Below are 17,597 nucleotides of genomic sequence, written 5' to 3'. Positions count from 1 at the left end.
AGCTCCTCAACTGAGCTCCGCAACCGGGCTCTTCGCCTGATCCCACCGATGTCCGACGGTGCTCACTGGCTGACACGGATGCTCACGGAGTCCCGCCCGGTTCCATCGATTCCGTTGGTCCATCGGTTCATCGGCTCCATAGGCAACCACTCACTTCCTTGACTCTTCCTGAAAGGGAACGACGATGTCGATCCTCGTCAATTACGCAACCATCACCAACGCCTCCACCGACGTGAAGACGACCGCCGGGCGGATCAAGCAGCAGCTCGACGACCTCGAGGCCGCGGTCAAGCGCGTCGCCAGCACCTGGGAAGGCGAGGCGCAGGAGGGCTACCAGAACAAGCAGCGCCAGTGGGACCAGACCGCTCAGGACCTGCACTCGACCCTGCTGAAGATCTCCACGGCCCTGCAGAGCGCCGCCGAGAACTACCAGGCCACTGAGAAGAGCAACGCCGCGACCTGGGGCTGAGCCCGTCGGCGACCCGAGGCGCATGACGTGAACCCGAGTCCGAGGGACATGCCATGAAGAGGATCGGCCCAGCGAACGCCACGGCGTCCGCTGGGCCGACCCTGTGTCAGGGGTCGCACACGACGGCACCGGGGAATGCGCGCATTCTCCGTCACGTCTTCACAGCACCTTTTCAAAGACAGATGACCCAGCTTCGAAGGAAGCAAGGAAGCCCTGGGGGCCTGAACATGGGGGGCCTGACAGCCCGTTCACGTCGGCACGTGAGTGGAACCCGCGCACTGCAGCGGGCTTTTGGCGTGCTCGCGGTCACCGGTATCTGCCTCGCGTCGACCCCGTCGGCACTCGCCGACTCCGGCGGGTCCGGCAGCTCTCGAGCGTGGGACACCCGGGGCACGGTCGACTTCGGCCTGGCGGCCAGCTCGGAGTGCGAGTTCGGCGGCGACGTCATCGCCTCCACGCCCTGGTCGCTCCAGCGGATCCTCCTGGACCAGCTGCACGCGCAGGCGGAGGGCAAGGGCGTCACGGTCGCGGTGATCGACACCGGCGTGGACGACTCGAACCCACAGCTGCGCGACGCGATGGCTTCCGGCGGCAAGGACTACGTCGGCTCCACCGACGGCACCCAGGACCTCGAAGGCCACGGCACCCGGGTCGCGGGCATCATCGCCGCCCGCCCGATGAAGGGCACGGGTTTCGAGGGCATCGCGCCGAAGGCCAAGATCCTCTCCTTCCGCTACACCGGTGGCGAAGGGGAGAAGGGACAGGGCAACTCGGCCACGATGTCCGAGGCGATCCGCGCGGCGGTCGCCAAGGGCGCGAAGATCATCAACATCTCCTCGGACACCGCGAACAAGCAGGACAACGCGGGCCTGGCGAGCGCCGTGGCGGACGCCGTGAACGCGGGCGCCCTGATCGTGGCGGCGGCGGGCAACGACGGAGCCGACGGCAACCAGGCGGACACCTACCCCGCCTCCTACCCGGGCGTCCTGGCGGTGGCCGCCTCCGACCGCAACGACGAGCGCGCCTTCTTCTCCCAGTCCGGCGACTTCGTGGACGTCGCGGCTCCGGGCGTCGGCATGGTCTCCACGGTCCCCAAGGGCGGCCAGTGCACCGCGGACGGCACGAGCTTCGCGGCCCCGTACGTCGCGGGCGTCGCGGCCCTGCTGAAGGAAAAGAACCCGGGCTGGACCGCGGACCAGATCGCCACCCGCATCGAGGAAACGGCCCAACGCCCCGGCCGCGGCCCGGACCCCTTCATCGGCTGGGGCGTGGTCGACCCGGTCGCCGCGCTGTCGGACGACTCCGAGCCGGCCAGCTCCCCGCGACCGGACCCGCCTGCGGCGGTGCGGTCGAGCGGCGTCGTCCCCATGGCGGTGACGATCGGCGAGAGCGAGGCCGAGAAGGAGCGCCGGACCGCGATGTACGTACTGGGCGCGGGACTTGTGATGGTCCTCGTGGTTGCGGGGAGCGGGGTGGCTGTGCGGGACTGGCGTAGTAGGCGGGTTGGCGGAGCTCGGCGGGTTGGGCGGACGGACTAGGCGATGCGAGCAGGGTGGTCGGGTTCAGCTCGGCTCGACGTGACTTGGCACCGGGCTGGTGCTGACAACTTGAGAAATAGGGGAGAGGACAACGGGGTATGAGCAACGGAATGCGGGTCGATCTGAGTGCGCTGGATGAGGTCATCCGGAAGCTCAACGGCCTTCTCTCGGACATGGACAAGGCCAACACGAAGGCCAAGTACGAGACGGACATCCCGAGCACGGCGTTCGGCAGCATGAAGTTCTTGGAGTCCAATGAGCTTCACAGCGCCCACCAGAAGCAGAAGACCAGGATCGAGAACATGATCAGGGATCTTCACAAGCTGATCGACGACTTCGGCACGAGCACCTCGAAGGTCAGGGACAAGTACAGCAACCAGGAGCAGGCGAACTCGCAGGGTGTGAGTGCGGCTCCCAAGGGCGGGTCCACAGGGTCGGCCTACTAAGCGATTCAGCGACCGGTCACTGACAGAGGGGACGTTCCAAATGTATGGCTACGGCTACCAGAGCCCGGAGCAAATCAAGGCCGCACAAGAGGCGCGAGAGCAGCGGATCCAGGACAAGCACGACGAGAGGCTCCAGGAGCTCCCCAACGGAGGTATGGGGGGCCCGGACCGCAGCCAGCTCAGCACGCCCTTCATGAAGATGAGCATCCCTGAGCTGCGCTCCATGATCCTTGATGCGGATCCCGACCGCATCTACGAGGTCAGCCAGCACTGGAAGTCGATCCACAACATTCTGTCCGGCGGCGATGGCGACGGCAAGAGCGGTGGTGTGGACTCGGTCTCCGCGAAGGACAGCGTCGCGGGCCTGATGCAGAGCGCGGTCGAAAACGTCCTCGAGCACTGGGAGGGCGACGCGGCTGAGGCTTTCCGTAAGAAGGCCAATGAGATCATGCAGAACATCCGGAACGGAGCTGCGTGGGCCAACCACTACGGGGCAGCCATGGAGGCCGTCCAAAACGACCTGCGGAACTCCATGGCCAAGATGCGGGAGGTCGAAGAGCCTTCCGGTTGGGACAGGGCCTGGGACAAACTCACTGATGATGAGCGCAGTGATGAGCAGCTGCTGGAAGACATCAACAGGGGCGTGAGTACGGACGCCGCTCGCCAGGCGAACGCCGACTCCCTGTCTGCGGGGAAGGAAGCACAGCTGCAAGGGGTGGCGATCATGGAGCAGCTGGGGGTCAATTACAAGGCTTACTCGAAGGGCGGTGGCGGTTACGACGACACGAGAGACCCCTTCTCGCCCCCAAATCCTGACACGCCAATGCCTACCCCCATCTCCATGCCGTCTTCGGGTAGTACGAGGCCAGGTACGGGAAGCGGCGCTGCCAAGCCGTGGAGCGCAGGGCCGACAACCAGCGTCAAACCAGCCCCTGCGGTGCCCCGTGACCCTGGCATCACTGGGGGCTCCCAGCTTCCGACGGCAAAGACGAAGGTGGACAGCATCTCCCCTGGTTTGACCGGGACTGGTCCCAGCACGGGTATTGGCGTACCCAGCGGCGGTGGTGGCGGCGTCGGGACCGGCGGCGCTCAAAGCCCGGGATTCATTGCGCCTGGCGGAGCGTCTGGTCTCGCGGGCGGCGCTGCCGCGCGCGGCAGCATTGGAGCCGCGGGCGGTCGTGGCGGTCTGGCTGGTAGTGGCGCGGCGGCAGGCCGCAGTGCCGGAGGTCGAGCTGGCATGGGCGGTATGGGCGGCGCCGGAGCCGGCGCAGCTGGCCGAGGCGGTGCTGGTGCTGGAGGCCGTGGCGCCCTAGCAAGGTCTCGTGGCGGTGTGGTCGGTGCGGCCAAGGGCGTCGCTGGCACGGGCGCCGGTGGTGGTGCGGGCCTGCACGGCAGCCGCGGTGGAAGCCAGCGGGGCGCCATGGCGGGCGGAGCTGGCGGTATGGGCGGCCGCAACGGTCGACGGTCCGAGGATGAGAACAGCAGGGGCGACCGTCCCGACTACCTGGTCGAGGACGAAGAGACCTGGATCTCGGAAGAGGACCGCAACCGCAACGTGCCGCGGACGATCGAGTAATCACGCAAGCGGGCCGGACGGGGCGTCGTCGTCCGGCCCACTCATGAAGGCTGGTGCACCAGCCATGGCTGAGTGAGGAGCAAGGATTTGGGTTTCAAGGGAGTCTGGTCCACGACAGGCGTCGTGGCGTTGACGGGAGCCTTGCTCCTCACTTCAACCCCCACTGCATCGGCGGACCAAGTTCGAGATGCACAGTGGCCGCTGACCGTCTATGACGCCGAAAAGGTATGGAATACCTCCCAGGGAGCAGGTGTAACCGTTGCTGTAGTCGATTCAGGTGTAGATGCCAGTCAACCTGATCTCACTGGGCAGGTCTTGGCAGGCAAGGACTTCACTGGCGCGCGCAATCCTCATGAGGACAATGACGGGCATGGCACTGGGATGGCTAGCCTCATCGCTGGTCATGGACATGGAGCAAATGGTTCTGCTGGCGTAATGGGTCTCGCGCCGAAGGCAAAAATTCTTCCAGTGCGAGTAGACACGACTGAGGACAAGGTTGATACGGCAGGCTTGGCGGCTGGGGTTCGCTACGCCGTTGACCAGGGTGCTTCAGTTATTAACCTCTCACTTGGTGACCCCAGTGCTTACCCCGGATCGAAAGCTGCAAAGGCTATTACCTACGCGCAAGAGCATGATGCCGTCGTCGTAGCGGCTACAGGAAACGATTCAGGCACCCTTAGCTACCCGGCGGCACTCCCAGGAGTCGTTGCTGTTTCTGCTGTAGACAAGGGTCTCAACTTCTGGTCGAAGTCAAACACGGGGAATGTCACCGTTGCAGCGCCCGGCGTGGAAACGGTCCAGGCTGACCCGACGAGCAACAGCGGTTATGCGGTGGCAAGTGGAACTTCCGGCTCTGCCGCCTACGTCTCAGCCATCGTCGCCCTCCTCCGCTCCAAGTACCCCGACCTGACCGCAGGTCAGATCATCAACCGCTTGGTCAAGTCAGCATCCTTCCTGAACAACAAGGGCAAGACGGCCCCAGACAAGGAACTCGGCTACGGTATCGCCCGCCCGGGTTCGGCACTCACGATGGACATCCCCAAGGGCCCCAAGGAGGGCCCCCTGGCCAAGGCCTCGTCGTCCACGTCCGCGAATTCCGGCACCGGTTCGGACGACAGCGACAGCACGAGCCAGGCCAAGAAAAAGAAGAAGTCGTCCTCCGGAGGCATTCTCTTCATCGCCGGCATCGCAGCTGCCGTGGTCGTCATCGCCATCCTCTTCGCGGTAATCCGCAGCCGCCGCAACGGCCGTAACGGCGGCTCCGGCCCCAGCGGCGGAGTCCCGCCTCAGGGCACCGGCTACCCGCCCCAGCCCCCCATGGGCCACCAGCCGTACCCCAACTCGACTCCCAACCAGGGGTACCCCACTCCTCCGGGCCAGCCCTCGCAGCACAATCCCTATGCCCAACAGCCTCCGCACCAAGGGCAGTAGGACTACTCACCATCCGTGATGGCGAGGCGCTGCGCCGCTGCTCGCCTCCGTGCGTTCCTCACGCACCGCAACGACGGTTGTTGGTGCACACCCGCGTCCGCGACTCCCGTGAGTGCGAGCAAATTTCTCAAGAAACCGGTAGCGACCCGAACGGAAGGCATCCCTGGTTCGCATCTGGAGGCATGCGTAGCCCGACCGGGCCGCCGAGGAGTAAAGAATTGAAGATCAAGCGAGTCTGGTCCACGACAGGTGTTGTGGCGTTGACGGGAGCCTTGCTCCTCGCTTCAGCACCAACTGCCTCGGCGGACTATGTCAGAGACCAGCAGTGGGTCTTGGACGTGTTCTCTATGAAAAAAACGTGGGCAGAGACCCAGGGGGAAGGCGTGATTGTCGCCGTCGTTGATAGCGGCGTGGATGCAAATCACCCTGATCTAACTGGGCGGGTTCTTGCAGGGAAAGACTATACCGGCGGTGGGAACGCCCGCGAAGACATCGTCGGGCATGGAACCGGCATGGCGAGTCTGATAGCTGGGCACGGTCACGGATCGGGCAACTCATCCGGCATGGTGGGACTCGCGCCAAAGGCGAAAATCTTGCCACTGCGCACCATGAAGTCGGATGATGACGAGATTCCAGAGGATTCGTGGGCCGACGCAGTCCGCTATGCAGTGGACCACGGTGCGAAGGTGGTCAACCTTTCCTTTGCTGATGACTATGCACAAACCGGCCCGGACGGTCGGCAGGCAATTGCATACGCGCAGGCGAACGACGTAGTCGTTGTTGCGGGGACCGGAAACAGTGGTGGTGATGTAGCGTACCCTGCAGCGTTGCCAGGCGTTGTTGCTGTCGGAGCAGTTGATAAAAAAGCCAACCTCTGGAGTGGCTCTAACACCGGGAAACAGGTAGCCCTTACGGCCCCGGGCGTGGATATTCTTTCAGCAGATCCAGACCGGTCGCCTGGGTATCGTCTGGCTACGGGTACCTCGGATGCCACAGCCCTTGTCTCGGCTACTGCCGCCCTAGTTCGTGCAAAGTACCCTAAACTCACTGCTGGCCAAGTTGTCAATCGCCTCATCAAATCGGCCTCGTTCCTCGGGCACAAGGACCTGAAGGCGCCCAATGAGGAATACGGCTACGGGATCATCCGCCCCTACCAGGCGGTCACGATGGACATTCCCGAAGGGCCCGAGGCGAATCCGCTAGGACGGATCCAAATTGCCGATGATGCATCCGTGGGCAACGACAGCACAGCGATTCAGTCCGAGAACGAGAAGGGATCTTCCTCAATGGGCTTCATCGCCCTTGCCGTCGGCGTCATTGGCCTCGGAGCCGTAGTCGCCGCCGTAACCGTCTTCGCGGTTATCCGCAGCCGCCGCAATTCCAGTAACGGCGGCCCTGGCAACGGAATTTACTCGCAGAACATGGGCTACCCGCCCCAGCAGCTGATGTACCCAACCGCCCAACAGTCGTACCCCACCGCATCTCCTAATCAGGGGTACCCCACTCCTCCCGGTCAGCCCCAACAGAACCCCAATCCCTACACCCAACAACCGCCGTACCAGGGACAGTAGGGGCCGGAGTCGCCTGTTCATCAGAGGAGTGGGTGGAGGCGCATTACGTGTTTTCCGCCGAACAAGTTCCTGCTGGCGGCTGAATCTAGAGTGTGGCTGATCACAAGATCGCGTGAACAGCTTTGGCGTGAAGTGCGGCATGGCCTCGGGGGTACAAGCCCGGCCAGCAAGACGCATTGACGGCGGTCTCCCGTGCCTGGCCCCAGTCACACGCAGGCGACGGTCGCGTGGCGCTCGTGTGGCGGTTTTCCGCAAGGCCACGGGGACTCGGTGAGGAACACCCAGTCATTGCATGTATGGTGCCAAGCAGGCCTAGGTGATCAGTTGAGTCGCCTGGGCCTGACGTATCCAGAGCCGAACGGGGAGGAACTGTCCCATGGGGGACCACTTCAAGACGGACATCGGGCAGCTCGAACAGTTCCTGGCAAATCTGGAGAGATGCGTCGACGAGTTGAACGAGGCGCGGTCCGCCCTCGATCACGTGCGCGCCGACCAGATCGGAACCGCCCGACTCGACGAGGCCTGTGACAAGTTCCAGGAGGAGTGGAAGTACGGGTCCGACAAGACCAAGGAAATGATCGACGCGATCAAAGAGGGCGTGAAGTCCAACAAGAAGGGCTATGAAGAGGTCGAGGAAGCCTTGGAGAAGGCTCTCAAGCAGATCGCGGATCAGAGCACCTCGGGCGGCAACGGGGGTGGTAGGTAATGGCAGCCAACCCGTACCCCAACATTGGCTGGAACCCCGTACCGGGTATCCCCGCTGAGGTCACGAAGCTGCAGCAGAAGGTGTCTGCGGCCGCGACGGCTCTGGAAAACACGCACCGACAGCTGACTAAGCTCACCAGCGAGAGCAGCTACTGGGAGGGCGACGCGGCGGAGAAGTTCCGCGAGGCCCTGGATGGCGATCTGCCGAAATACATCAAGGACGCTGCGGCCTCCCTGCGCACCGCGGCGACTCAACTACACAAGTGGGACGGTCACCTGACCTCCAACCGTGAGTTGGCGCAGAAGTACGACGCCGCGATGGCCGAGAAGAAGTCCGCGGCCGACAAGGCCAAGAACGCGTACGACCAGGCCGCCCAGCATCCGGACCTGAAGCTCGCGGGCCAGACCTTCCCCTCGCAGGAGGAGGCCGACGCCGCTACCGCTCGGTTGCGCGCCGCCGAGCGGGGGTTGAACGATGCGAACACGGCCCTCACCAAGGCCAACAACGAGTACGAGTCACTCAACGGCAAGATCAAGGAACTGGAGACAGAGCACACCAACGAGGCCGAACTCGTCGCCAAGGCCCTGGATGGTTCAACCAAGAAGGCTCCTGATGAGCCGGGCTTTTGGGACAAGGTCGGCGACGTCCTCAAGTCGGTCGGCGAGTTCCTGCTGGAACACGCGGGCACTATCGGTGCCATTGCCGGTCTACTCGCTCTCTTTCCGACCCCGCTTGCCCCGCTGTTCGCGGGTATCGCCATTGTTGCCAGCGCGGCGTCTATGGCCAAGAACTTTTCGGACCCGGAGTTCCGGGACGCCTTCTTGCCCTGGGGCGACAAGTTCGGCTGGAACATGGACACCTTTTCCGCATGGGCCTCCGTCGGCAGCGACGCCGTCGGCATGGTGCCCGGAGGCAGGGCGCTGAGCTCGGCGGCCGGCAGCATCCGCGGTGGGCTCACCGAGGCCGCGGAGATGGGCGTCAGCGTCACAAGCCGCGAGGTCGGCACGGAGTTCGTACGGGAAGTTGGGCACGTGCTGCGCACGGCTCCGAGAACCGCCGCGGAGGATGCGTGGCAGGCCGCAGGGGAGAGCGCTGCAGGCTCGGCCAAACTCATGACCGACATCAGCGTGAACGGCCTCAACGTCGCCGCGAACCTCATGCCCGAGGAGGGCGCGGCGGGCAATGCCGCGGAAATCACCAAGGCCGGAGCCGGAGCCTGGGCCGGGCAGGACATCGTTCGGTCCCTCCTGGCGGCAAGTTAGCCGAACTGAGAGGTGAACGAAGTATGACTACAACCGCCGCCCCCTCGGGCTCCGACGCACGAGGCGCTACCAAACCCGTCTTTTGGTACGGCATTCCTCACGGCTACGCGAAGCTGGACCTCGATCCGCCGCGCGAGCGCATCGAGGAACTGGTCCGGGAGCTGAACGCGCTGCCCGCAGAGCAGCGGGCGCAGGCCTCGCAGGTCCTCCAGTTCTATGCGGGCCTGATCACTACGCTCAATGCACAGAACGTGCATATGTGCGCGGTCGGTTATCACCCGGACGACGACGGCACCATCGTGACGTCCACCCTCACTATCTCCACTGTCTCGACGTCTGGTCACAGTGCGAAGCTTGTGATTGCCGGTCTCGCGGGAACAGCGGCCGACGACCCAGACTCCGGGTTGCGCCCAATTGAACTGCCGTGCGGCCTCGGATACCTCGCGGAGGAGAAGAAGCGCACGGTCGCGCCGGGCAGGGACCCCGACAGCTCCGAAGGCCCCCTGTGGGGGGACGTGTGGCAGGGCACGGTCGCGGTCGCTGGTTCGGGCACCCCCGACATCATCGTTGTCCAGCTGGTGACGCCCGCTCTCCATCTCGCGGACGTGTACCGGGACATCCTGCTCGGGGTTGCTCGTACGCTGACGTTCACCGACCCGACGAAGCCGGCGCCGTCATGGAACGAGCCGCGGGCGGGCTCGGCCGAGGCGGCCATGCGCAATGATTTTGGATAAGGACGGAAGCCGCATCATGGACAATCGACCCGTGGCGCCTGACGTTGCGCAGGTACTCAAGCACAACCGCACGCTGCTGTACCGGCACATCGCCACGCGCCTCGCGCTCGCCGTGGTCCTGTGCGCGGTGCCGTACGTGGCATACCTGGTCGGCTATAACGCTGCCCTGCCCGCGTTCGGTATCCCAGCCGCTCTGTTCGTGTTGATTTTCCTGATGCTCCGGCTGCGCCACGGGTCCCGTCTCAAGGTATGTGAGAAGGTGCTTCGCACCTATCCCCTGGAGTACCGCACCCGGGTGTCCAAGAAGGGCACGGAGTGGAAGTACATCGGCAATGTGCACACCGTCCGGCTCTCGGTGCGTGGGCAGCACGGCGCCCCTTCTCTGCGTGCGCTCAACGCCTCGACGGTGCGCCGTTGGCCGAAGGGTGCCGAAGAAGGCGGCGCGTGGTTCGCCGGTGACCTGGCCTTCGGCGGTGTCATGATTTTGCCGGGGAGTAACGACATGCTCTTCCTGCAGCCCGCGGACTGGGAAAAGTTCGAGCAGGAGCGCACCCAAGCTGACGCGCAGCGCAGGGCCCTCGCAGAACAGGCCGGTATCTCCCGACGGTTGGAGAGGGAGCCGCGCATCTTGGTGGGTGGGTGAAGCGCGTACTCGGCTGGGTATGCGGCGGCATCCTGGCCCTCGTGACCGCCTTCTGGTGTGTCACGGCGACCGCCGACCTCGCCCTGTCCGCAGGACTCTATGGCACCCCTGGTACGTACAAGGTGGATACCTGCTACGACACCGGCAACAGCCGGAAGTACTCCAATTACGACTGCTATGGGGACTTCATGCCGGACGGCGGCACCGTCGCCGACGCCGTCTACGTGCATCTCAAGGACACCGGGCACGATTACCCGGACGGCACGAAGTTCGACGCGCGACAGGGGATCGAGTCGCAGACGCTTCAGCGAGTCGGCTTCTGGGGTGTCGTCGGCGAACTCTGGCAGGTTGCAGTCAGCGTGGCCATTCTCGCGAGCCTCGGGTACCAAGCGATCAAGCCGAGGCAAGAGTCGCGCCGCCGAGAGCCCTCGCGGCGCCAGAAGGTGGCCGATCGTGTGGGTTACTCCGTTGTAGTCGCCATTCCCGTTTGCATCCTGAGCTTCATCGCCATGCTCGCGGAGCCGAACCGGTAGGCGGGATGCCGGTGATCGAGGTGGTCTTCCAGCGGATCAGTCTGCGCTTCGTCGCTTCAATCAGCTTCACGCGGGGATGCGTCCGCCCGGACCGGGCTGCCGTGCTCGGCGGGAGGACCATGGTGTTCAACCTGGTCTGCTCAAGTAGTCGAGCCTTGCTCGTCACGTTTCCCTACCTGCGGCGACGCCACTCAGCCCTCGCGCCCAGTGATCCGTACAGTCACCGGTGCCCCTGCGTCCACCCGCACCGGGAGACCGTCATCCAATACCAACACCATCACGAACCCACCGGAGGGACACCGCTCGCCCCGGACACGGCGGATTGTCTGCCACACTCCCGACAGCTTGACTTGGTTTCCCGGCTGAAGCGTTACAGCCGCGATCTCTCTTTCAAGGGGGACAGCTGTGATGTGCGGGGCCTTGAACTCCGCCCACACCGTCTTCCCGATGCCGCCCTCCCGTTCCTGCACCCCCCAACGGAGGGCGAGGGCCTCCACGAGTAGTAGCCCGCGCCCGCCGGTCTCGTCCTCACCTGGGGTCCGTACCTCGGGCCGGCCTTCCCCGGCGTCGCTCACCTCCAGCCGCAGCAGCCCGTCGTCCTCCGTGTGCGCGATGCGGACGCCGACCTGGCGGCCACGCGGCGCCCTTGCCCGCAGGGCGTTGGTGACCAGATCCGACAGGACCAACTCCGCCGTGTCGAGGGTTTCTTGATCGATACACCAGCCTTCGAGCACAGCGTGCAGCACCGCTCGCGCTCTGGGAACGCTGCTGCGATGGCGTGAGAGTCGAAAAGCTACTTGGTTCACAACGGGCATGGCAGTCCCCAGAGTTGTCGAGGTGTGACCGGCATCCCGCATACCGAGAGGGAGTTGAGCGGCGGGACAAGGCTCATTGGGCAGCAGGATGGATGCGCATCACGCGAATCTGCAACGTTTCCAGTTGAAATGGGCGTGATATTCCCTCTTTCGAATTAGGGCCGTTTCACGCCCACTCCTGCTCTGCTAAAAGGTGTTGGCATGCCTGCCAAGAGCGCGACCTCGAGCCCGTCGACCGTCCTCGGACGCCAACTCGGAGACGACCTCCGCCGGCTGCGGGAAGAGGCTGGAATGACGACCGTTCAGGCAGCCGATGCACTCGACTGCACCAAGGGCAAGATCAGCCGTATTGAGAACGGGCGAGTCGCGGTTCGTCTCCCCGACCTGATGGCCATGCTGCGGGCATACCAGGTGTCGGACGCCGAACTGCAGGAGCGCCTGACCGCCTTGGCCCGCAAGGCCAACCGGCGCCGCAGGCAGGGGTGGTGGAATCAGTACGGCTCCGTCCTTGCCGACACCTATCGCGACTACATCGCCCTGGAGATGATGGCGGAGTCCATCCGTACTTTCCAGGCGCAGCTGGTCCCAGGCCTTCTCCAGATCCCGGAGTACATCCGGGCCGTGACGGTGGCATCACGGCAGTGGGAGACGGGGGACGAGATCGAGAAGTTCGTGCAAGTGCGCCTGGCGCGTCAGCAGAGGCTGGCCGGTGACTCACCGCTGCGTCTCTGGGCGGTTCTGTCGGAGGCCGTACTCCTCCAGCAAGTAGGCGGGCATCAAGTGATGAAGGCGCAGTTGCAGCATCTTGTGAACGCCTCGGAACTTCCCAACGTCACCGTTCAGGTACTGCCGTTCTCCCGCGGCGCCCATGCGAGTATGTTCGGCCCGTACGTGGTGCTGGGCTTTCCTGAAGAGGGAGCGCTGGACGTGGTGTTGGCGGACAACCCGACTGGCTCCACGTGGCTCGAGCGAGAGGCAGATGTCGCCCGCTACAGGGACCTGTTCGACGCCGCGCGCACGTCCGCGCTCTCCCCGGTGGAGTCTCGCGCCCTCATCCACCGCAGGGCCAAGGAGAATGGACCATGATGAACGCCCGCCACAGCACGCCCGATCTGTCAGGCGCGAGGTGGCGCCGCAGCACGTACAGCGGCGGCAACAACGAGTGCGTTGAGGTCGCCGACGACCGTCCCGGCATAGTGCCCGTACGTGACAGCAAGAGCCCGACCGGCCCGGTGCTCGTCTTCAGTCACCAGGCGTGGAGCGCCTTCCTCGGCCGCCTTCAAGGCCGACCGTAAGCCGTATGCCCGCTACCGGTGGTTCATAGCGGCGCGGCTAGGGTTGCGCCCCATGGACCCAACCGCGTACCTGATCATCTTCCTCGTGTCTATTGGCTTGTGGGGCACCCTCGAGTACAAAGTCCGTTGCATCGACCGGAGAACTGCTCGGATGGAACAGAAAGTCGATCTTCTCCTTGAGTCGTTGGGTGTCGAGTATGCCGACCCGGTGCTGGGCGAGGTCGGCACTCTTGTCAGAAAAGGGAAGAAGATCCAGGCGATCAAGCGCTATCGGACCATCACTGGGGCAGACCTGGCCACGGCCAAGGACGCGGTCGAGCGAATCGAAGGGGAGCTGGCCGGGTCGACATGACGGGCCGACTGACCGACGCGTAACCAGGCGCGCGCATGCGGTCGTCGCGCTGCCGCGGTGCCTGCCTCCCAGTGTGGCAAGCTCAAGGGCAGAGCCAGTAGCACGCGTCACAGAGGGTGCTCACTCAACTCTGTTAGCAGGCGGGCCAACTCACGCGCCGCCGATGTGTTCGCGTCCAAATCCGATACCTTTCGCTCCACAAGGAACCCAAACAACACGGGGGATATGGCATGTCAGCCGGGACGGAAATCGAGGATCCGGCAGCACTCAATCGCGCAGGCAACGGCGCACGCGCGATCGAGGGGCAGACGCGAACCGCCGGTGCTCATCCGGTGGGCGAGACGCGCTCTGCATCCCGGGACTTCAGGGCGGGCGACTGGGACGGTGGGCTGGGCGGGGCGCTTACCGGGCTGGCGGAGACCTGGACGGCTCAGGTCGCTGCACTCGCGGCCGACTGCGACAGTCTCGCCAGCCAGTGCGGCGCATCAGGAGTGCTATATCAGCGCACTGAAACGGCGAACACGCAGACCATGCACTCTCTGGCGAGTGACTTCGGCTAGAGCAGGCCCTCCACTCACCGCCTAGTTCCACCCTGACAAGACACACGACTCGACGGGGGACTCGCCGAGCTCATGCCGACGTACGAGCAGCTGTACCACCTCAACCTCAGCAATCTCAAAGCGGCCGCCGACCGTTGGGAGGAGACAGCCGCCAAGTTCAAGGGGCTGCACACCGCGTACGGCGACCAGGTCGCTCGCCCCTTCAGACAGGCGGGCTGGACCCAGCCGGTCCTGATCGTGGCCAAGGCCAGCAACGACATTAGCGCCGCCCAGCAGCAATTCGAGAGCGCCTACAAGGAAGCGAATGGCATCGCCGGCGTTCTCACGTCACTGCACGCCGAGTTGAAGAAGGCCAGGGACGACCTCCACCGCCTCGCTGGCGTCGAGGCCAAGGAACAGGACCTCCACGTCAGCGCCACCGGCACCGTCACTCCGCGCCATGACCTCTCCCAGGACATCGGCGCTCGCCATGACCCCGATGGCCAGGCGGCCATCCGTGAACAGCAGAAAGCCTGCGAGGCGTTCGCCCGCCGACTTGAGGCTGTCCTGGGTCGCGCTGCCGAGGCCGACGAGACGGCATGCTGGGCCCTGCGCCGCGATCTCGGCAACAGCCGGAGCGACTTCAACTCAAGGGTCGTCACTTCCCTCGACGACGCGAACACCACTCGCGCGGCCGAGTCGAAGAAGAAGGACGCCCGAACGAAGACTGAAGGGTGGGTCGCCGAAGGCGAGGCCGAAGCCTCCGGTCTCGGGGCCGGGACATCGGTCACTGGGTCAGACACCGGGGCCGGCAAGCTGGGCGAGGCCGAGGCGCATGCCGATCTCGGCCGCACGAGCACGGAGGGTACGCTCACCAACGGCCCGATGCAGCTCGCCGGGGCGTCTGAAGCCTATGCGGGTGCCAAGGTCTCCGCGGCTGGCGGTATCACCAACGAGGGCATCAGGGGCGAGGTTGGCGCCTTCGCAGGGGGCGAGGCCTCGGCCAACGGCCGCGCCGATGCTGGCCCCGTCGGGCTGTACGGACGGGCCGAGGCCAAGGCGGGCGCTGAGGCCGGCGCCAGCGCCGGGGTCGACCTCGAGGGGTTGCAGTTGGGCGCCGAGGCCTTCGCGGGTGCGAAAGGCGGCGTCTCCGGGGGCGCTGACATTGGGGGAATCGGGGTGGGCGCCACAGCCGAGGGATGGGCGGGGCCTGGAGCAGAGGCAAGCTTGAACTTCGGCCAGGATGCCAACGGTGCATGGCACTTCGCCCCCAAAGTGGGTGTCTCTCCCATCCTGGGCGGAGCCGTGGGCCTCGAGGTCACCGTCGACCCTGGGAAGATCGCAGATACCGCGAGCGATGCGGCCGATGCTGTGGGGGACGCGGCCGGGTGGGTCGCCGACGGTGTCGGCAGCCTGCTCTGATGAATGCCCCCGCAGGCCCGTTGCCGTAGTAAGGATGGTCCGAGATGCCCACGACTTTGCCCGTACCGATCCAGTTTGAACTGCCCGAAGGCTGGCGCGCCGAACCGCCGGATGCAGTCGGTGCCCCGGGTGCGGCCTTCGTCGCACGGTACCCGCAACCGGACGCCGGTTTCACCGCGAACATCACGATCGACGGAGAGTATCGCCCGGACGCGGCGACGCTGCCCGAGATCGCCCACGAGTCCGTGGAGCGCTTGCGCCAGGCCGGCACCTCGGTCGGGGCCGTTGGGCACCGTGAGATCGGCTCCGCCGAAGCGCCCGGCCTCACGCAGACGCTGGCTGTCTCGGCCGTAGTCGGCGGTGTGCACCGCGACCTCGTCCAGTCGCAGGTGTACCTCTCCATGCTGGACGTCGCCGATCCGCGCAAGCGGGCAGTGATCCGCCTGATTCTGACGGCCACCGCCGCCCAACACTCCTCTGTCCTACGTGACTTCCAAGACTTTGTGCGCACGGTCCGCCCTGACACTGGCGCTGCTTCGTAGCACGTCTCGGACAAGCGGCAACTTTGAACCTGCACCCCGACACTCTCAGAGGTTGACTTCATGGGACTCTTCGACAAGCTGACCGGAACAAAGCACCCCGACGACGGCGTCGCCCCGCGATCGGCCGCCGAGGTACACGCGGCCCTGCTGGGCGTCAACCGGCCCGATGCCCCGTACGTCATCCGCGACGGAGCCGCGGAAGACGCCGACCTGGTGGCGGAGTGGCGGGTGGCGGAGCCCGCGTGGCAGACCTTCTTCGTCGCGTCGCAGCTGACTCGCGCAGTCCGGATCCGGATGCGCCTGGTCCCGGAGGACCATGAGGTCCGGGTCCTCGAGGAAAGCTGGGAGGTCACCCGGGTCGGGGATCCGCCGCAGATCAAGATCTCAGGGGCGTACTCGCGCGGGCCCGACAGGACCGTCTCCAGCCGCTACAGGGTCGAGCGCGGAGACAGCGGTGGCTTTGAAGCGACGGAGACCTTCCGCTTCGACAGTTCGGAGCTGCGCGACCCCCTCCAGAGCGCCGTCCTCAAGTCGGGCTGGACCTGGCGCAGCGTGATCTTGGGCAAGCTGTGAGATGGGCGGGACCACACCACCTGCCTGGGGGTGTCTGATTTCTGGCCGCTACTGCGGGTGAGTGACGCAGGGATGTCAACTCCATCGTAGAAAGGAACGGTGCACGGCCTGGATGTGGTCGCTCCGGAAGCCGCGCTCGCTGGTTCGATGGGGTGGCCGTACCGCAAGCAGGTCAAGGTGCTGGTGCGGTGCCCCAGGTTGCGCGGCACTCGATGCGTGGCCTCAGTACGTGCGCCTACGTCGAACGCGTGGTTGTCGCCACGCCTACGGAGGCCGAGCGGGCGGAGCGAACGGCCCGGGGTGTCGCGTACGTCCAGGCCGACCGTGTGAGGACTTCACCGAGGCTGACGTGCGCGAGGCGCAGGAATGGCGTGCCGCGATCGCCTCCAGGCAACTGGGGGAGCGCCGGTGATCATCGTGGACCACACGGCGGTAGTCCGCCCTGTGTCGTGGTCATCGGCTGTTGTCCGGTCTGGCTGTCGTCGAGGTCGACGAACCGGACCGGCGTGCGCAGATTCCAGGCTGTGTCTGGTGGCTGCGAGTCTTCAACTCCCTGGTGCAGCCGCACATGTCGGAGCGCTGCCCGGCCTCGAATCCCTGCAGCTCGACTTCGTCGGTACACTGACGGCTCAGCCCCCTGGTACGGCTTGGTCGGGCTCGCTCACCGCACGCATGTACGTTGCGTGGGCGACGAGGGGCGGGGGTGTCGGGCGGAGGCCAGTGCGTGTGGATTCTGTGCCCCCGGCACGGTCTGTTCGCCGCTTCATGGCATGATCTGCCCATTCGACCGCCGGTTGTCGTTTGCCGATGCGACCGTCGAAGCGCGTGAACGGGGAGGCCTGCGTGGGAGACCACTTCAAGACCGACATTGATCAGCTCGCCACATTCACCAAGGATCTCAAGGACGCCAAAGACTGCCTTGAGCAGGTGCGGACGGCTCTGCAGCACGTCCGCTCCGACGAGATCGGGACGCCGGAGCTGGACGAGGCGTGTGACGAGTTCCAGGAGCGGTGGAAGTACGGCAACGAGCAGATCAAGGAGCGTATCGACAAGCTCACCGAAGGTCTCCAGAAGAACACGGACAACTACCGCGAAGTGGAGACCTCCCTGGAGGAGAGCTTCAAGCGCGCCGCGGCTGCGGGGAAGTGAT

The 17,597-nt window shown here is 65.2% G+C and carries 19 protein-coding genes; 18 read left to right on the top strand and 1 reads right to left on the bottom strand.

Features of this window, described 5'->3' with window-relative positions; genetic code table 11:
* Positions 1-184: 184 nt before the first annotated feature.
* The 11 genes from ACZ49J_RS17360 to ACZ49J_RS17310 all read left to right on the top strand — a co-directional run bounded on the left by ACZ49J_RS17360 (position 185) and on the right by ACZ49J_RS17310 (position 10,909).
* The gene (locus ACZ49J_RS17360) at positions 185-469 is read left to right on the top strand and encodes a WXG100 family type VII secretion target (RefSeq protein WP_467448931.1); all 285 of its coding nucleotides are present in this window, start codon (positions 185-187) and stop codon (positions 467-469) included.
* Between the two features lie 227 nt (positions 470-696).
* On the top strand, positions 697-2,007 hold the full coding sequence (mycP, locus tag ACZ49J_RS17355; RefSeq protein WP_467448929.1) for a type VII secretion-associated serine protease mycosin: 1,311 nt from the start codon (positions 697-699) through the stop codon (positions 2,005-2,007).
* A 98-nt stretch (positions 2,008-2,105) separates the two neighbouring features.
* Positions 2,106-2,453 carry a hypothetical protein gene (locus tag ACZ49J_RS17350; RefSeq protein ID WP_467448927.1) on the top strand — a complete coding sequence of 116 codons (348 nt, stop codon included), beginning with the start codon at positions 2,106-2,108 and terminating at the stop codon, positions 2,451-2,453.
* A 40-nt stretch (positions 2,454-2,493) separates the two neighbouring features.
* Complete coding sequence (locus ACZ49J_RS17345; RefSeq protein WP_467448926.1) at positions 2,494-4,029, top strand: WXG100 family type VII secretion target; 1,536 nt, start codon at positions 2,494-2,496, stop codon at positions 4,027-4,029.
* Between the two features lie 87 nt (positions 4,030-4,116).
* The gene (locus ACZ49J_RS17340) at positions 4,117-5,460 is read left to right on the top strand and encodes a S8 family serine peptidase (RefSeq protein ID WP_467448923.1); all 1,344 of its coding nucleotides are present in this window, start codon (positions 4,117-4,119) and stop codon (positions 5,458-5,460) included.
* Positions 5,461-5,678: 218 nt separating this feature from the next.
* The gene (mycP, locus tag ACZ49J_RS17335) at positions 5,679-7,031 is read left to right on the top strand and encodes a type VII secretion-associated serine protease mycosin (protein WP_467448922.1); all 1,353 of its coding nucleotides are present in this window, start codon (positions 5,679-5,681) and stop codon (positions 7,029-7,031) included.
* 376 nt (positions 7,032-7,407) lie between these two features.
* Positions 7,408-7,737, top strand: coding sequence for a hypothetical protein (locus tag ACZ49J_RS17330; protein ID WP_467448920.1), 330 nt, complete (start codon positions 7,408-7,410; stop codon positions 7,735-7,737).
* Positions 7,737-8,999, top strand: a complete 1,263-nt coding sequence (locus ACZ49J_RS17325) for a zinc ribbon domain-containing protein (protein WP_467448919.1) — start codon at positions 7,737-7,739, stop codon at positions 8,997-8,999. Before ACZ49J_RS17330 ends, ACZ49J_RS17325 begins: the two co-directional genes overlap by 1 nt.
* Before the next feature lie 23 nt (positions 9,000-9,022).
* Positions 9,023-9,733 carry a hypothetical protein gene (locus ACZ49J_RS17320; protein WP_467448917.1) on the top strand — a complete coding sequence of 237 codons (711 nt, stop codon included), beginning with the start codon at positions 9,023-9,025 and terminating at the stop codon, positions 9,731-9,733.
* Positions 9,734-9,764: 31 nt separating this feature from the next.
* Complete coding sequence (locus tag ACZ49J_RS17315) at positions 9,765-10,376, top strand: hypothetical protein (RefSeq protein WP_467448916.1); 612 nt, start codon at positions 9,765-9,767, stop codon at positions 10,374-10,376.
* Positions 10,373-10,909: a hypothetical protein gene (locus tag ACZ49J_RS17310; RefSeq protein WP_467448914.1), complete on the top strand. Its 537-nt coding sequence runs from the start codon at positions 10,373-10,375 to the stop codon at positions 10,907-10,909. The genes ACZ49J_RS17315 and ACZ49J_RS17310 overlap by 4 nt, the downstream gene beginning before the upstream one ends.
* Before the next feature lie 191 nt (positions 10,910-11,100).
* Here ACZ49J_RS17310 and ACZ49J_RS17305 read toward each other — a convergent pair whose 3' ends face one another.
* Positions 11,101-11,724 carry an ATP-binding protein gene (locus tag ACZ49J_RS17305; RefSeq protein ID WP_467448913.1) on the bottom strand — a complete coding sequence of 208 codons (624 nt, stop codon included), beginning with the start codon at positions 11,722-11,724 and terminating at the stop codon, positions 11,101-11,103.
* Between the two features lie 201 nt (positions 11,725-11,925).
* On the opposite strand from ACZ49J_RS17305, the gene ACZ49J_RS17300 reads away from it, so the two are divergent.
* The 7 genes from ACZ49J_RS17300 (at position 11,926) to ACZ49J_RS17270 (ending at position 17,596) form a co-directional block, all read left to right on the top strand.
* Complete coding sequence (locus ACZ49J_RS17300) at positions 11,926-12,810, top strand: helix-turn-helix domain-containing protein (RefSeq protein ID WP_467448911.1); 885 nt, start codon at positions 11,926-11,928, stop codon at positions 12,808-12,810.
* A complete protein-coding gene (locus ACZ49J_RS17295; protein ID WP_467448910.1) occupies positions 12,807-13,019 on the top strand; it encodes a DUF397 domain-containing protein in 213 nt (70 codons plus the stop codon). Before ACZ49J_RS17300 ends, ACZ49J_RS17295 begins: the two co-directional genes overlap by 4 nt.
* A gap of 52 nt (positions 13,020-13,071) precedes the next feature.
* Entirely contained in the window at positions 13,072-13,371 is a 300-nt protein-coding gene (locus ACZ49J_RS17290; RefSeq protein ID WP_467448909.1) for a hypothetical protein, read from the top strand.
* Between the two features lie 632 nt (positions 13,372-14,003).
* Positions 14,004-15,332 (top strand): hypothetical protein, encoded by a 1,329-nt coding sequence (locus tag ACZ49J_RS17285; protein ID WP_467448908.1) that lies wholly within the window; start codon positions 14,004-14,006, stop codon positions 15,330-15,332.
* A gap of 44 nt (positions 15,333-15,376) precedes the next feature.
* The gene (locus ACZ49J_RS17280) at positions 15,377-15,874 is read left to right on the top strand and encodes a hypothetical protein (RefSeq protein ID WP_467448907.1); all 498 of its coding nucleotides are present in this window, start codon (positions 15,377-15,379) and stop codon (positions 15,872-15,874) included.
* Between the two features lie 60 nt (positions 15,875-15,934).
* Positions 15,935-16,447: a hypothetical protein gene (locus tag ACZ49J_RS17275; RefSeq protein WP_467448905.1), complete on the top strand. Its 513-nt coding sequence runs from the start codon at positions 15,935-15,937 to the stop codon at positions 16,445-16,447.
* 843 nt (positions 16,448-17,290) lie between these two features.
* A complete protein-coding gene (locus ACZ49J_RS17270) occupies positions 17,291-17,596 on the top strand; it encodes a hypothetical protein (protein WP_467448904.1) in 306 nt (101 codons plus the stop codon).
* The last annotated feature ends 1 nt before the right edge of the window (position 17,597 follow it).

This window comes from Streptomyces sp. NPDC030840 (assembly GCF_055572015.1).
The sequence above is the reverse complement of the archived record's forward strand: the minus strand, read 5'-3'. Positions and strand labels throughout refer to the sequence as shown.

Bases quoted from the DNA above. Each gene is read 5' to 3' on its own strand.
- ACZ49J_RS17360 (WP_467448931.1), top strand. From the start codon at position 185: ATGTCGATCCTCGTCAATTACGCAACCATCACCAACGCCTCCACCGAC.
- mycP (WP_467448929.1), top strand. From the start codon at position 697: ATGGGGGGCCTGACAGCCCGTTCACGTCGGCACGTGAGTGGAACCCGC.
- ACZ49J_RS17350 (WP_467448927.1), top strand. From the start codon at position 2,106: ATGAGCAACGGAATGCGGGTCGATCTGAGTGCGCTGGATGAGGTCATC.
- ACZ49J_RS17345 (WP_467448926.1), top strand. From the start codon at position 2,494: ATGTATGGCTACGGCTACCAGAGCCCGGAGCAAATCAAGGCCGCACAA.
- ACZ49J_RS17330 (WP_467448920.1), top strand. From the start codon at position 7,408: ATGGGGGACCACTTCAAGACGGACATCGGGCAGCTCGAACAGTTCCTG.
- ACZ49J_RS17325 (WP_467448919.1), top strand. From the start codon at position 7,737: ATGGCAGCCAACCCGTACCCCAACATTGGCTGGAACCCCGTACCGGGT.
- ACZ49J_RS17320 (WP_467448917.1), top strand. From the start codon at position 9,023: ATGACTACAACCGCCGCCCCCTCGGGCTCCGACGCACGAGGCGCTACC.
- ACZ49J_RS17305 (WP_467448913.1), bottom strand. From the start codon at position 11,724: ATGCCCGTTGTGAACCAAGTAGCTTTTCGACTCTCACGCCATCGCAGC.
- ACZ49J_RS17300 (WP_467448911.1), top strand. From the start codon at position 11,926: ATGCCTGCCAAGAGCGCGACCTCGAGCCCGTCGACCGTCCTCGGACGC.
- ACZ49J_RS17295 (WP_467448910.1), top strand. From the start codon at position 12,807: ATGATGAACGCCCGCCACAGCACGCCCGATCTGTCAGGCGCGAGGTGG.
- ACZ49J_RS17290 (WP_467448909.1), top strand. From the start codon at position 13,072: ATGGACCCAACCGCGTACCTGATCATCTTCCTCGTGTCTATTGGCTTG.
- ACZ49J_RS17285 (WP_467448908.1), top strand. From the start codon at position 14,004: ATGCCGACGTACGAGCAGCTGTACCACCTCAACCTCAGCAATCTCAAA.
- ACZ49J_RS17280 (WP_467448907.1), top strand. From the start codon at position 15,377: ATGCCCACGACTTTGCCCGTACCGATCCAGTTTGAACTGCCCGAAGGC.
- ACZ49J_RS17275 (WP_467448905.1), top strand. From the start codon at position 15,935: ATGGGACTCTTCGACAAGCTGACCGGAACAAAGCACCCCGACGACGGC.